Source organism: Spirosoma arboris (assembly GCF_009754945.1).
Lineage (GTDB): Bacteria > Bacteroidota > Bacteroidia > Cytophagales > Spirosomataceae > Spirosoma > Spirosoma arboris.
Genome location: NZ_WPIN01000021.1, coordinates 123,451 through 136,168, shown reverse-complemented (window position 1 = coordinate 136,168; position 12,718 = coordinate 123,451). Strand labels below are relative to the sequence as shown.

Below are 12,718 nucleotides of genomic sequence, written 5' to 3'. Positions count from 1 at the left end.
TTACATAAATTGTTATTCCATTGCGTGAATAGGTTTGTGGTTAAAACACATATTACAGGAGAGATAAAAAAACTGGCCTTTTTGAGGTCAGTTTTTTTATAGACTGAAACAGTCCGATCCGGTCCTGACGGGGCTACCACGTAAGTCCTATACTGGATTAGCTTTGCCAAACAAGTTGGGGTAATTGAACCAGCTTCAACCAGTACTTACAGAAAGCCTCTATATCCTGTAAAGCTGTCTGCTTCAACATGAGTGAATTAGCCCCTGCCCGATAATAGCGGGTTACTTCACTTTCCGAAATTTCACCTGTCCAAATCACGACCGGTATGTGTCGCCAGGCTTCGGAGTTCATTAACCAAGTGACTAACTCGTAGCCATCCATCAGCGGCATCTGTACATCAACCAGAATTAAGTGAGGGTTTAGGCCGTCGATTAGCTTTTGGGTCGCTTGCTGCCCGTTTTGGGCGTACACCAGGGTGACATCTGAGTGGCATTCCTTAATTACAGTGGATAATATTATAAAATCATCGTCGTCGTCATCGACCACTAAAATAGTATACTTCATCCGTTCTGGGTAGAGAAATTAGCAAAATATAGGGTTCGTTTTTACCGTTAAATACGCAAGCAGTGATTGACAATGAGTTAGTAACAACTTTAATCTTAATAAGTTTTTAACTCCTATAATGGCGTTTAACGCTACCCAACCACTAAGTCAGTACTTGTTCCCCCGTTGAATAATTGGTAACATTGCCATTATCCGTAACTTAACACTTCATTCCATGCCATCTCTTATAGCGCCTACCGTCTGGGTCGTTGACGACGATGAAGACGATCAGCAGTTTATTCGCGCTGCTTTCCAGGAAGAATCACCCCCTATTCATGTCCTTTCTCTCAGCGATGGAGAAGAGCTACTTTCTAAGCTATCTGAATGCGATGAACTGCCACTACTCATTTTGTTGGATATCAACATGCCCCGAAAAGACGGCTTTGAGACGCTGCAAGAGTTACGCAAGGTAGCGGCTTATGCTGATCTGCCGGTCGTCATGCTAACTACCTCCTCGGAGGCAAATGACATTCAGCGTTGTATGTTGTTGGGAGCGAATTATTTTTTGACCAAGCCGCTCACTTACGAGCAATTGCGAGAAATGGTGCAGGCCTTACGTGAGAATTGGGAGTTGAGCTGAATACTAATAGGTGAAATGACAACCTTTTGATTGGTTAGTGGTTATAAAAGCAAGCTAACAAGTGAAATGACAACGTGCCGAGCTTCGTTGGCTGTTCATAGAGGGATATCGTTTAATTATGTATAGAAATGCTGATTCTTTTAGAGTTAGCATTTTTTTGTTCCACCTATTCGCGAAAAATAGGGCATAACCCAAAGCCTACGAACATTTACGGGATAGATTCAAGAAAGCTCCGGTCTTTAAGCCGGAGTGTCAAGCAGTACGTTGCGCTCGCGGGTGGCAGGCGCTGTTAAGTAGCGTCGTACTACTTTGGCTTCCGCTAATGAAAGAGGAGAAAATTTGTGGGATTGCGTAAAAAAAATGCTAGCACTCTCAGTAGCGCTAGCATTTTTGTCTAACCCATAAGAGCTTGCCTTCTCAAGCAATCAACACGTTAAGTTACTGTTTAGATAATAAGTTAATTTATTTATTATTCGGTAACATCAAGCTTTGTTAGCTATAGCAAGCGTCAAGCTCGCTAAGTCGATATTTTTTAATAGTATATTAATAGTGTTTACTCTGGCATTGTGTAAGTTACAAGGTCAAATTAGTCTCCCTTAGGAAGGTTAATAATGTAGATAGAAACGGAAACGCTGGTTCCGATTGGAGCTAGCGTTTTTTTGTCAACTAGTATAAACACACTGACAGCCGACTTGGATACCCAATAATGAATAGCCCATGTGTGGGATTGGATAAAAATACAAAATGCCGACTTGGATTGAATCGGCATTTTTTTGATCCGAAAACAGCCCGTACCCAGTAGGCACAGGCTGTAGAAACCAATACTTGACAAAAAGTCAATCACTTCTAAGTATAGAACACGTTTTAGGAGAAAAGTTACCTGTAAATAAGGGTGCTAGATAACGAAACAACCGCCCTCTAAGCAGATGACGGGTGTTTGACCTGATTGTTAAATTATCACTGGCCTCTATTACTCACTGAAGGCATAATTTGTTGCAGAAACTGAGACAATGGAAAAGCCCCTGCCATAGCTGGCCAGGGGCTTTGAGGTTAAAAAGAGAAAGTTGCCTGTGAACAAGTAGCCAAAAGTAACATAGGTTCGGTTACTAGTTGAAGAAAATGTTGTGAATGACCCCATGTGGATGGTCAACAACAGGATTTTGTAGGTGAGAAAAGCCCGCCCCCTCAGCAGCCTTTATTAATTCCTATAGCCTCCCATTATAACTATCATTACTTTTAGTTATGGAGTACTTAGATTGCAAGCAGTTTAGCAACTAGCGACCTCTTCAAACGTAAACTTATCAGCAGGGAAGTAGCTTTTGCGGTAAGATCCGGCAACGTGATCCTATATTCGCACTCTTCAAGGAAATATGAAAATTTAGTTATTGGGAAATGCCCAAAGGTTAACTTTCAGGGAAGGAGAGAGGTCAAATGAATAGTTACTTTCGCACTTTAAGAAGAAAAGACGAAATAGTATAATGACCTTTCTTCAAACAAACGGCCATTATTTTGCTACAACATAGGGCCGTTTGGGAGTATCCCGTCAGCTCCCATCGTTATATTTAGCCATTTTTTGGCTTCTAAATATATTGTAGATTGTGCGGTTCGCCCTAAAGGATTGAGAAATCAGAAATGGGTAACAAAGTAAGTCCCTGCCTGGCTAACCGGGGAGTATGTTCTTTAATTGATCCTGTCATTCTTAGCTCTTACTGGCCCTACTAAAGTCGTTATCATCCACGAAGTCGATGCCTGAAGCTCTATGACTAACCATCCGTTATCTGAAGTCTATAATTGGGCAAAGGGGAATCTGAATAACCCCGTGCTGCTTACCTACTTGCTTCACAAAGTTAATGGGCAAACTCAGGGTAGTTTATTTATGCTCTTGCGAGAGCCCCGTTCACGCGTTCCCAGTGCGGAGATAGAAGTAATTCATGCACCTAATTATGAACAAGCGTACCAAGTTATCTTTTCCCTTTTACCCTTTCATCAAACGGCCCCTCGTCCCGACATTTTGCGGCCTAGCTTTCAAACTCAGCAAGAAGTAATCTATTGGATAGAAACGGGTCGTTACCTAAACTCACAATAGTAGCAGATTTGTCCTTTGGAAACCACCTGTAGCAACAAAAAAACCGCCTTTAAAGCGGTCTTTCTGTTTTGAGAATAAAACAACTAATCACCTTAATAAAGCCTAATTTGTCAATATTAGGTGCATATTTTCATCGGCGTCACAATCTGTGTCTGCTGTCGGTGTACAGGGATAAATTGGAACCAGATGTAGCCCATTTTCAGCGGCAGGCCCTCCCGTAACTCCAGTGACATTAAGTATTAATTCATAAGTTGTATAGGGCGATGCATCATTTATGTACCATAAAATAGAAGAGCCATTACCACTGACTGGATAGGGGGTATAAACAGCGGTAGCGCCACCGGTAACAGAAGCGACGGAATAGGTTATGCTAGTTGGATTGTAGGGCATAACTATATACATCTGCTGATATTGGATTGACCCCGTGGTATTAGCAAACTTGACTTTGATTTGCCGGGTACTCCCTCTGTGGACATAGAAACTCTGACAACCATCGCCATTATAGGTATAATCATCATCCGGTTTAATAAATGCGTAGTTGATCGAATTATTGGGACATGCTCTTCTGGCTCTACCATTTTTATCAGGCTTGACAGCGGCTTCATCTTTTTTATTCTCTTGACAGCTTAGCATGAAGCCTATGAGTAAAAAAACTACGAGGGAAAGCGATACCTTTTTCATGATGCGAGATATTTAGTTGATACTAGTTGCTAATTTTGGTTTTATATTAATAAAAACAAAATATTTATTAAAAAAATAATAAAAAAGTAACATAAGGAATAGTTGAACGAGTCGTTATACAGTTAAAAATCTGATCTATATGGAAAAGCTGTTTAGATACCCTGCTATTCTAGTTGGTGTGCTAGTTGGCATCTTAGCCTGTAGGCAAGAAATTCATCCGTTAACGCCCCCTAAAGAATCTCCCATTTCGACCGATTGCCCTGGGAAGCCCATTGAAAAAAATATTATCGGCACTTGGCATTTCAAGACGTTTAATCGGGAGAATAAGGTTAGGACCGGCACCGTTTCATTTGATGCACAAAAAAATATCGCTGACCCAGACTCCTTATTTGAAAATCGGCTTGATGTGGGCGGGGTAGTAACGGCTAAAACCTACAATACCGCAGCCACTGTTCCTATTCCCACCGATACTAACGTATACTTTGCCGTTTATCAACTGACCAAAGCAGGTTCAGCAACGAGTTACTACAATACGGTGCTTAACGAGTGCAATCGAATACGGCTAGAGTTTGGCAATTCTAATGGCGAAATTGGCTTTGAGCTGACTCGCAAATGAGAGAGCGCTAAAATGAGAGACAAACTATTCGAGCTTAGATGTCCGTCGATCAAGGATGTTGCTAGCTACCTAAAATTTTAAAACGGGCTTACGGGATAAATTCAAGAAAGCCCCGGCTCTTTAGGGAGGAGAGTGTCAATTAAAGTCAATTGGAGGATGCAGGCTGTGTTCTCGAAGCTCCCTGTTCTTGCCGGTGAACCATAAAGCCAATATCTCAGCCGATAGGGGGCATATATCCTTAATAGCCAATTGCAGTGGTACTCGTGAGATTTCTGTATCCATTGTCCTTCTAAACCTCTGCTAGTGCTCATACCGTAAGCACAAGCAGAGGTTTAGAAGTGCTTACACTATAAGCATCAAAGATAGAAAGAACTTGTAATTTAATTACCTTACTAATAATTGGTAAAACAATTAAATGATGAAAGATTTAGGACTTTGAGGGGTGTTCACTTAGTCTTGAAATCAAGGCTAAGTTTGCAGATTTGAATAACTTAAGCGGCTAGTGGAGCCTTAATACAGAACAGCCGTTACCTGATCAGGTAACGGCTGTTCTGTATTTGCATACCAAAGCCTTTAGTCGTTGTTAACTTAACCTAGGCTAATGCTAGTAGGTAAGGTATACTGGGAGCGAAAAAGTATTCCCCTCCTTTCATAGTAACAAAGTCTGGGAAAGTTGATGCGGGTTTCATTGAAGACGCATCCCCCCAGGTTCTGGCAAACTCGCCTGTACTACTGCTTGTAGGAGGCTTTGTTTGCCCTATAATAGGGTCTTTCCCCGCATTTGGAATTGGAAAATTAACGTCATTCACCCAAGTTTTTTGAATAAACTCGAATTGATTTATAAGGCTATGCTGAAAACTCATGAATAGCAAGCCAACACCACCCGTTGGCATTTGAGCAAAATCTGGATCTATATCCGTGTTGGTATCGCGCTGGCCATAAGTAATTCCTCGCCGTGCCATGACATGTTTATTATCACCGGGATGCCGTGGATTTGATTTACGGATATGACTATGAAAAGGACATTTTGCCCCTTTTGTATCTTCATCATAATTGAAATTGTTGGCAATCCCACTTTGATAGATCCCTGCTTCTGGACTTAACGTTACAGGTGTGCCATCTTCAAACCGGCCAATTATCATGGCGCCTGCTCTTTCCCTATCGTCACCCTTCAAGCCCAAAGAGGTAGCCAGTAGCTTTTCATTTATTTTAAAACCACGTACCTTTTCTTCTAGCTTCCTAAACACGAAGTAGCTTCCATAAGTATCTTGTTGAGGATCGTTTACAAAGGGATCTTTTACAATAACCAACCCTAATTCAGCTGAAACATCAAATTTATTGGCCGTAGGTGTGTAAGTTGGCACTAAACTCTGATTATAGCTCGCGACATCATCCTTTAAAAACAGAGGTTGGCTAATCCCATCAACATACCCAAAATGCTCCAGCCCGTCACCATTTACATTACGTATAGCACTACCGTATTCGATTGTAAGGATCTTACCCAATGGGTTTTTATTATTATTACCATTATCTAAAATTAGATCCAAAATAGACTTAGTTAATAGACTGACCTTATCTGAATCGGGGTCGGCAATTAAAATCATTAGGTGTATATCATCTGCCAATCCAGGATCCCAGGTTGCTGGGGATGGATCATTCAGTTGGGCGTTTTTCATTCCGTCAACAAACGGCTTCTCAAATGTAGTAGGTAAAGTCGTTGTCCCTTGCAGGTATTTGTAGCCACTGGCGGAAACATATACGGCACTAAAAATACCGCCAGATATGTTGTTTCGTTTAAATAGTTCTGTTTCCTTGAGTTGAGTGAGCGCGCTGGTGACATGATCTTCAGTAAATGATTTCAACCATGCCTTAACCTCCTTTTCTTTACCTTTATTGAATTGGATAAAGATGTTGTTGGTATGATTACGTCCATGACCTTTTAAGATATTTCCCTGAAGATTAGACAAGAATTTAAAGTATTTTAAATCCCGGATGTCAATTTCTTTGTCTGTTAGTAGTACCATAAGATTAAGCGGTTAGAGGTTAATTAGTAGAAAGTATTCACCAAATAGAGTAAGAAACTGACTTTGTTTGGTGAGGGTGAAATACCGCATTAAGCTTCTGGTAATCAAGGGTATATTTCCCGTATTTTTATGCGAAGACCTCTATTATTTTTACGTAATACCTTATAACATTACCTTATAACCTTCATTACTAAAAGTAATGGGATGCTTATGTTGCAAGCAGTTTTAGGCTAATACTAGCTATGAAAGATTCAGAAGCTTTGTCACTTTAGAAATAACTGGGAGAGAAATAGTTTACCTATACACCTTTATCTCTACTTGGTAAGCACCTTCATTGTTACTCTTTTCCAGGTCATTAACTTCAAATTCTAAAAATCCAGATTTTTCTGCCGTAAAATTGTACTCTTTTCCACAATCAATCCATGAAGTATCATTTGCATATCTAAACATCAGTGTTGCATGAGGAAATTCTTTTACAATATTGTACTGACTTAATGGAAAGTCAAATAATCCACCTGAATTTTTCCCTTCTGGGCCAGACGTTCCTATATTGGGGCCAACACTTATTTTACCAGTAGCTTGAATTAAAACTTTATCTCCTTTTTTTAAATATAGCGGCAGTATTTTAAAACTACTAATATGGATCCTTTCATCAATTATAGGTTTCACTTTAGGATTAATTATTATCGAACTGCCATCATTACCAGTAATAATAATTTCTTTACTATTATCAACCACTCTTGAACTTTCATTGCCAATTGTTAATTTTTCTCTCTGTACTACTCTATCAAGGCTATCATTCTTTTTGAGTAAAATTCCTATAGTTTTATATTGCTCTTTTTTTTGTTCCTCTTTATATTGAATTTCATTTTCTTGATAGGCAATAAAGAATATAAATATTATAAATGAAATTAATATTAATCCTAAGCCAATAATTCTAAGGATAGATGATTTGTAAATTATATTAGAAATTAAAGATTGTTTGTCTATCTGCATTTGAGTAGTTCATTTTTTATTTAGGAAATAGTTTATGCAATCACTCCACATTCTCAAAAGTTGCGACGCAGTATATGTAATAGCCCCACTAGAACCTACCATTCCTGCTACATAACCGACATTTCGTTCATTCATCTCATTCTTTGTTATAAAGAGAATAACACAAATAAGTAATATAATAAAAGATGCTATGGTAATTGAAAGGTAAGCATAACGTTCAGGCTTAAATTTTTCAAGCATGAATTCAATATCTTCTCCGTTAGAATTAGTAGACATAGTTTTTATTATTAATATAATACCTGTCCTCCTCCCTTAAAAGGTAACCATTGGAAAGTAGAAAATCGTAAATTTCAACTAACCAATGGATTACCATGAAAAAGAGTCAGTTTAGTGAAGACAAAATCGTTGAAATACACTGCGCCCTTGAAATTGGACCACTTTACTGAATAACGAAGTTGTCAGTTAGTTTTATGCTACCCTGTTTTTGATCACTTTTTATTCCCTTTAATACCTGCTCTGGCGCTGAGATGGTAATATTGTCGTTATCAGACTCACCATTGTAATGTCTAGATTTTTTAGTTTTACTACTTCTTTTGTTAATATGAAGTTTATTTTTAACTCTATCAAAATAAAGTAAATCGGCTCGAAATCAATTGACCGACCTATGGTTAATTGATATGATAGAGTTCGGCTTCATTGCAATGCTCAACGACATAGACGATGAATTTGAAGCCAAAAACTAGTCTCAATTGCTCGAAATTCATGAGTACTACAGAAAGATTTACTAACCTGACGGCCATGAAGCTGCTTCGCTTGGGCTATGTCTTATTGTCGGGAGCGGTTTCCTGCCTGGGTTTGTTTGTAGCTGTCTGGGCCGATCATTTCTGGCCTGACACTTACCCGTATTGGATGCCGATTGTGTTTCTGTCATTCGTAAGTGGCATGTTGACAGCTGTTTTCTGGTTACTTCGGCTAATCTGGCTGTTCGTTGCTTATGATCCGCAGCAAGTATCCGTTTCTCACCGTAAGTTAGAAGTGACATTTGTTTATTTAGCCATATTGATTAGCTTCGAAATAGTATCATATATCATACTTTATTAGCTAATTGACCACTTGCTGTTCATGATAAAGGCTTCAACAGTCTACACCAAGCTTGGCTTCCGAGTTGTTCGGGAAGATGCCATCGAGTAAGCATTTAAATGTTCCACTCAACAGCTCATTGCCAAACGCTACGGCACCGCCAAGCAGAATTTGGTGAACTGATTAAAGAAAAATAACCTGCAACGGACCCGGTCAGGAAAGGCTATTTGATAGCTGGCCCGCTTTGGTAGTTGCAACCGTCAACATCGTGTATTTATCTAGCCGTTTACGGACGGGTACCCATCAACATTGGGAAGCATAACCAGTTTAAAACTTACGGTAAGGGACGTCGTTTAAACCGACAAGAACCATGCGCTTCTTCCGATCCAGTATTTTGGTAAAGTATTGAAAAGCAGGCTTTAAGGTATCGGCGGGTACATCCCAAATGTAGATTGGTCGAATTTGAGTGTAACGTCCGTAGTTGGGATCATCGTTATAACTATAAAACCAGAAACCCAAACCAACATCATGATAGGCTCCTGAAATACGGTTCCGTCGTAAGAATTTCATGACCGAAAGTACATGACGGGCATTCCCTTTAGTCAAGCCTATAAAACCGGTATTGGCTATGGATACGGTATCGAGCTTGCCTAAATTCTTTCTATTTAAGACTAATGTACCATCGTATTCATGAATAATACAGTTGGTAAATTTTATCGGCTCAATCGATTCACAAATACGCCGTAAAAGTAATAGAGAATCCTGCACTGACTCCGCCGAATTAGTAAAGACTAGCTTATCTCTGTTTTTGGGTACTTGGTGAGAAAAACGGCTAGCAAAAGACATCAATAAAACAAATGATAGTCCTATCCCGCATTTATAGATCAGCATGAAAAACTATAATTTAAACGTTTATAAAGTGTCAGTTAAGGATCAACCATTAAGATAGTACACTCATGAGATCCTTAACTGACACGCCATATCTACTGGCTAATTTTGCTCGCGATTATCGGTGCGTACAGCACTATCACACCCGATAAACATTTGATAACCCATGCGAATCATTGCTGAATCCTGCCTATCATCCCCACAACCGCCTAAATTACCGAAATCCACTGGGCCTGAACCGGGCACAAATTGATAGATACCTGCCCCACACACAGCAACTGATAAGGGAATGCCCGAAGCGGCTGCAGCAATCCCAAAATTGATATTACCGTAATCATCATATCGGTAAACCGATCCGTTGTACGCACTTACGGTACCAATATCGCTTGCGGCATAGCCATGCGTTTTCAAATCATAGGGTGCATTGTTTCTAACGTCATTAACAAATGCATGGAGGAGAGCTGCGACTTCACCGCTTTGAGGATCACCTGGAGCAGCCCAGTTGGGTGGAGTAGGATAACCAGCTCGGATCGCTGCGGCCTGCTGACAGAAGTGGATTTTCGTTTGCTCTAATTGCTGATTAAACAAAAAGGTCATATCTGCCAAATCATTTCCACCAGGGTTGCCATTCGCTCCTGCGGTAGCAGGAAAGGCGTTTCCTTGAGCGTCTATATAGATAATGCCACCGGTCGGACTAAGACTATAGGTAGGCGCAGTGGCCCGAACATCTACCTCCAAAAGCAAATTCCCGTTTAAAGGATCACGATACCACTGATCAACAATTGTTCCGTAGTCTCCCCCGCCCCCTGTTTCACAAGGATCTCCTGTCCGGTAAATCTCTTCAGGAGCCGTGGAGACTGACGCTGGAAACCCACCTGTTGATGACCATTTGCGGGCTACCGCTTCCGCAATTAATTCATTGGTTGGCGAAACAGTCTTAGCCTGAAACGTTATATCATCCAGGTAAACGGGTATTTTGTTATGGTTTTGTAAACGAAATTTAACGTAACCATCCTGCGTAGCCCGTCCTTCAATGTGAAGCAGTTGCCAATCACCATAGGCCGTTTTGGGAAGCCCGACTTGCTGCCGAGATTCAAAATGGCCTTGCTTATCGTAAAAAGCTAACTCAAGCGTGGCATTCGGCCAACGGCTGGTCAGTAAGGATTTAATGAGCGGTAGCATCAAAGCCGAACTAACGCCAAGGGTGGGTAGTACTTCAGCCAACCGGTGTTGGTCAGGCTGATTAGACTGATTCTTGGTAAGGACTAAGCCGGTCAATACACCTCCCATTACAGCTTTAGTGAGCTGAGGCTTTAGATTACGCTCGCTGGGCGCTAGAACGGATGCATAGGCATCAAGCGTGAATAGATCGCCTTGTTTAACAGAAATGAGCTGACTAGTTAACGCCGACGGACGACCTGCGCTGTTAGCATTCAGTTTTAGTGAATAGGTTCCTGTCCGTGCAAGGGTTGCTGAAAGGGTTTTTCCGCTTCCAGGAAGTATTCGAGCTATACCGGTGTTACAATCTGGATTGGCGTCACCCTGTGTTTGGTACTGCTCACAAACGGTTGTTGTTTTAGGACTTCCAGGTATGTTGGTACTCGTTCCCGCATACTTAACCGCTATGGTCAGTGCCACCCCCTTGTGGTAGCCTTTAGGCAACGGTATATTAAAACCAAACGCTTTGTTTCCGCCTATACCATACGCATTGGCCACGTCTTGGCGTCCCTGAACGGCCATCACATTGGTAGCCACTAACCAACCGTTGACATAAACGTCAACTCTTGTGGATTGATTTGGCTTGTTAAGATTCATTACCCAGCCACTGATAACGCTACAGTCAGCATAGTCAAAATTACCTGCAAAGTTACCACTAGCGGGTGGTATGGGCACTATATTTGGATTGGATGGTGGGTTGGTTGAACCGCCATTGTGCGGATCATTTTCTACAAAGCAATTGGCTGTATTCTGGTCCATCTGACCCGTGGCTGCCAACCAGTGCTGCGGTTTGAAGTTGCTCCCGTCCTGATAAGCCGCAAACAAACTCCCGTTGTAGAAATGGGCATAAACTGACTCGCCCCAAGCGGTAGTGAATAAATACTGACCCTCTGTGTAATTACAAGTCCCGGTTGGTGGATTGGTAGGTTGGCTGCCACCGCTACAGCCACTGACCGTCATGGGTGAACCCCCAATGTCATTCGATGTACCGCAGATCCGTACCGAGATGGTGTGAGGTTGGCCATTTTTCCAGGAGGCATTGGCGGGGAAACTGTAATTAAATCCGTGATAGCGAGCTGCTGCGTTTCCGAATGCTCCTACCAAATCCTGCCGATCTCCGTTGGCAGTAATACCGGAATAGGTCTTAGTGCCATCCACATAGATATCAACGGTGATGGGTTGATTCAGGTTTGCTCCATCGAAGGCCCAGCCTCCAACTCCATCGCAGTTGGCATAATCCATTGAGCCATTGGGGCTGCTAACAGAGCATTGTGCCCATGTACTGATGATCGCCACGAAGATCAGCACAATGGTTAGAGTAACTCTCCTTTGATGAGGAGTAGATTCGTATAATTTTTTCACTACATTTGGTTGTTTGATGGTTAAACATTGAACGAGTCAAAGCCCTACGTCCGGTCTCCAAACTGAAGTGGGGCTTTTTTTGAGACAAGTATCCAGCTATTTTCTTGACTGTCCAACTCCGAAAATTCCAATATTGAAAAGTTTATAAATTTATGATTCGGTAACTTATAAAGGAGATACGGTTATAAATTTTGAGGAATTATATACATTATTAAATGAGTATTATTTTTTGTGGGAATGATCATTTTATACAGATATGTTAGATTTTTAATTAATTATTTTTAATAGTAAAGGTGCTTAAAATTTATACAATAACTCAATATTATCTTACAAGATGAAAATAATGCTGAAGTTCTTTAATTCTTAGAAAAATTTAATTTTTCTAAGAATTAAAGTAAAAAATCTTACTTACTCTGTTTGCTGATTTGATCAATGGGGATATTCCCGTTTTTACTGGGGATATTTCCCGTATTTAAGAAAGTACAGAAGCGAAAAGATTAATGCATTAGTAGCTACATTAAATATTGCCGCTTGGTAAAGTAAGGATATAGTTTCAATCAAAAGGTAGAATATAATCTTATTT

At 40.7% G+C, this 12,718-nt stretch carries 10 protein-coding genes; 3 read left to right on the top strand and 7 right to left on the bottom strand.

All coding sequences use genetic code 11. From position 1 onward, the window contains the following. Positions 1-157: 157 nt before the first annotated feature. The gene (locus GO755_RS34870; protein WP_157590063.1) at positions 158-565 is read right to left on the bottom strand and encodes a response regulator; all 408 of its coding nucleotides are present in this window, start codon (positions 563-565) and stop codon (positions 158-160) included. A 214-nt stretch (positions 566-779) separates the two neighbouring features. Here GO755_RS34870 and GO755_RS34865 point away from each other — a divergent pair, with 214 nt between their 5' ends. After that, positions 780-1,184, top strand: coding sequence for a response regulator (locus tag GO755_RS34865; RefSeq protein ID WP_157590062.1), 405 nt, complete (start codon positions 780-782; stop codon positions 1,182-1,184). Between the two features lie 2,188 nt (positions 1,185-3,372). Here the strand turns inward: GO755_RS34865 and GO755_RS34860 are convergent. Further along, complete coding sequence (locus GO755_RS34860; RefSeq protein ID WP_157590061.1) at positions 3,373-3,951, bottom strand: hypothetical protein; 579 nt, start codon at positions 3,949-3,951, stop codon at positions 3,373-3,375. Between the two features lie 139 nt (positions 3,952-4,090). Here GO755_RS34860 and GO755_RS34855 point away from each other — a divergent pair, with 139 nt between their 5' ends. Next, complete coding sequence (locus GO755_RS34855) at positions 4,091-4,567, top strand: hypothetical protein (protein ID WP_157590060.1); 477 nt, start codon at positions 4,091-4,093, stop codon at positions 4,565-4,567. Between the two features lie 593 nt (positions 4,568-5,160). On the opposite strand, the gene GO755_RS34850 is transcribed toward GO755_RS34855, so the two are convergent. The 3 genes from GO755_RS34850 to GO755_RS34840 form a co-directional block, all read right to left on the bottom strand. Beyond that, a complete protein-coding gene (locus tag GO755_RS34850; RefSeq protein WP_157590059.1) occupies positions 5,161-6,591 on the bottom strand; it encodes a Dyp-type peroxidase in 1,431 nt (476 codons plus the stop codon). Positions 6,592-6,885: 294 nt separating this feature from the next. Continuing rightward, entirely contained in the window at positions 6,886-7,587 is a 702-nt protein-coding gene (locus GO755_RS34845) for a hypothetical protein (protein WP_157590058.1), read from the bottom strand. 9 nt (positions 7,588-7,596) lie between these two features. Then, the gene (locus tag GO755_RS34840; RefSeq protein WP_157590057.1) at positions 7,597-7,863 is read right to left on the bottom strand and encodes a hypothetical protein; all 267 of its coding nucleotides are present in this window, start codon (positions 7,861-7,863) and stop codon (positions 7,597-7,599) included. 486 nt (positions 7,864-8,349) lie between these two features. Between GO755_RS34840 and GO755_RS34835 the strand changes: the two genes are divergently transcribed. Continuing rightward, positions 8,350-8,688 carry a hypothetical protein gene (locus GO755_RS34835; RefSeq protein ID WP_157590056.1) on the top strand — a complete coding sequence of 113 codons (339 nt, stop codon included), beginning with the start codon at positions 8,350-8,352 and terminating at the stop codon, positions 8,686-8,688. A 306-nt stretch (positions 8,689-8,994) separates the two neighbouring features. Here GO755_RS34835 and GO755_RS34830 read toward each other — a convergent pair whose 3' ends face one another. Together GO755_RS34830 and GO755_RS42080 are read right to left on the bottom strand one after the other, a co-directional pair. Next, on the bottom strand, positions 8,995-9,237 hold the full coding sequence (locus tag GO755_RS34830; RefSeq protein ID WP_157590055.1) for a hypothetical protein: 243 nt from the start codon (positions 9,235-9,237) through the stop codon (positions 8,995-8,997). A gap of 420 nt (positions 9,238-9,657) precedes the next feature. After that, positions 9,658-12,135 carry a polymorphic toxin type 44 domain-containing protein gene (locus GO755_RS42080; RefSeq protein WP_157590054.1) on the bottom strand — a complete coding sequence of 826 codons (2,478 nt, stop codon included), beginning with the start codon at positions 12,133-12,135 and terminating at the stop codon, positions 9,658-9,660. Positions 12,136-12,718: the final 583 nt, after the last annotated feature.

Excerpts from the sequence above, each read along its gene's own strand:
- GO755_RS34840 (WP_157590057.1), bottom strand. The coding sequence starts at position 7,863 with ATGTCTACTAATTCTAACGGAGAAGATATTGAATTCATGCTTGAAAAA.
- GO755_RS34870 (WP_157590063.1), bottom strand. The coding sequence starts at position 565 with ATGAAGTATACTATTTTAGTGGTCGATGACGACGACGATGATTTTATA.
- GO755_RS34845 (WP_157590058.1), bottom strand. The coding sequence starts at position 7,587 with ATGCAGATAGACAAACAATCTTTAATTTCTAATATAATTTACAAATCA.
- GO755_RS34865 (WP_157590062.1), top strand. The coding sequence starts at position 780 with ATGCCATCTCTTATAGCGCCTACCGTCTGGGTCGTTGACGACGATGAA.
- GO755_RS34860 (WP_157590061.1), bottom strand. The coding sequence starts at position 3,951 with ATGAAAAAGGTATCGCTTTCCCTCGTAGTTTTTTTACTCATAGGCTTC.
- GO755_RS34850 (WP_157590059.1), bottom strand. The coding sequence starts at position 6,591 with ATGGTACTACTAACAGACAAAGAAATTGACATCCGGGATTTAAAATAC.
- GO755_RS34855 (WP_157590060.1), top strand. The coding sequence starts at position 4,091 with ATGGAAAAGCTGTTTAGATACCCTGCTATTCTAGTTGGTGTGCTAGTT.
- GO755_RS34835 (WP_157590056.1), top strand. The coding sequence starts at position 8,350 with ATGAGTACTACAGAAAGATTTACTAACCTGACGGCCATGAAGCTGCTT.
- GO755_RS34830 (WP_157590055.1), bottom strand. The coding sequence starts at position 9,237 with ATGAAATTCTTACGACGGAACCGTATTTCAGGAGCCTATCATGATGTT.